This is a genomic window from Saccharothrix coeruleofusca (genome assembly GCF_014648515.1).
Lineage (GTDB): Bacteria > Actinomycetota > Actinomycetes > Mycobacteriales > Pseudonocardiaceae > Actinosynnema > Actinosynnema coeruleofuscum.
Map to the genome: position 1 here is coordinate 1 of NZ_BMRG01000051.1, position 1549 is coordinate 1549.

Below are 1549 nucleotides of genomic sequence, written 5' to 3' on the forward strand. Positions count from 1 at the left end.
TAGGCTCCATGATGGGACATCCTTCCGGGGACACGCGTCCCCTGATCTCAGATGTCCGTCAAAACGGGTCAGGCCCAGGGACTGTAAAACGAGCGGTGTAACTCCCGATCATGGAAGTGCACTTGATGAGCGAGATGATGTTCGGCGTGGAGAACGCCGAGGACACGACGCCCGAGACCCGCTCGGCGGCCCTGGAGGGCTTGGACGAGCGGTTGATCGACCAGTTGGTGGGGCAGGCTCGCGTCGGTGGGCTCAAGCTCACCGGTGGGGGGCGGAGTGCTGCAGCAGTTGACCAAGCGGCTGTTGGAGTCCGCGCTGGAGGGTGAGATCACCGATCACCTGGGCTACGACAAGCACGACCCGGTGGGACGGGGGACGGGCAACTCGCGTAACGGCACCCGCTCCAAGACCGTGCTCACCGATGTCGGGTCGGTGGGGATCGACGTGCCGCTCGACCGCAGCGCCGAGTTCGAGCCGCGGATCGTGGCCAAGCGGCAGAAGCGGCTCACCGGTGTCGACGAGATGGTGATCTCGTTGTCCGCCAAGGGGTTGACCACCGGAGGGATCTCCGCGCACCTGGCCGAGGCCTATGGCGCCGAGGTGTCGCGCCAGACGATCTCCACTCTTTCCCGACAAGGTGGTCGAGGGCATGGTCGAGTGGCAGGACCGGCCTCTGGATCCGCTCTGTCCGGTGGTGTTCATCGACGCGATCCACGTCAAGGTCCGTGATAGCCAGGTGGCCAACCGGCCGATCTACGTGGCGATGGCGGTGACCTGTGAGGGGCAACGCGACATTCTCGGGATCTGGACCGGTGACGGCGGCGAGGGTGCGAAGTACTGGCTGCACGTGCTCACCGAGCTGCGCAATCGCGGCGTGGGCGACGTGCTGATGGTGGTCTGCGACGGGCTGACCGGGCTGCCTGATGCCGTCACCACGGTCTGGCCGCGCACGATCGTGCAGACCTGCATCGTGCACCTGCTGCGCAACAGTTTCCGCTACGCGGGCAGGCAGCACTGGGACGCCATCGCCAAGGCGCTCAAGCTCGTCTACACCGCCCCGACCGAGGCCGCCGCGAAGGAACGGTTCGCCGAGTTCCTCGACTCCTGGGGCGCCCGCTATCCGGCGATCGTGCGGCTCTGGGACAACGCCTGGGCTTCAGTTCGTGCCGTTCCTGGCCTTCGACGTCGAGATCCGGCGGGTGATCTGCTCGACCAACGCCATCGAGAGCGTCAACGCCCGCATCCGCCGCGCGGTCAAGGCCCGCGGCCACTTCCGTAGGCGAGCAGGCCGCGCTCAAGTGCGTCTACCTCGCGGTGATGAGCCTGGACCCGACCGGCACCGGCCGCAAACGCTGGATGATGCGCTGGAAGCCGGCGCTGAACGCCTTCGAGATCGCCTTCGACGGCCGCCTGGCCGCCGGACGCAAGTAGCCCTCTTCACCCCGAGTTACACCGCTCGTTTGACACACCCTGAGGATCTTCCAGTTCTTCAAGTGGGATATGGCCTGTTCGACGGCCCAGCGGATCTGTTTGATGCCGGTGTTCCACA

1 pseudogene is annotated in these 1549 nt (G+C 66.0%); it reads left to right on the forward strand.

The annotated features are described in order from the left end of the window. Positions 1–125 precede the first annotated feature (125 nt). Positions 126–1431, forward strand: a pseudogene (locus IEZ00_RS35990) (IS256 family transposase). Positions 1432–1549 lie beyond the last annotated feature (118 nt).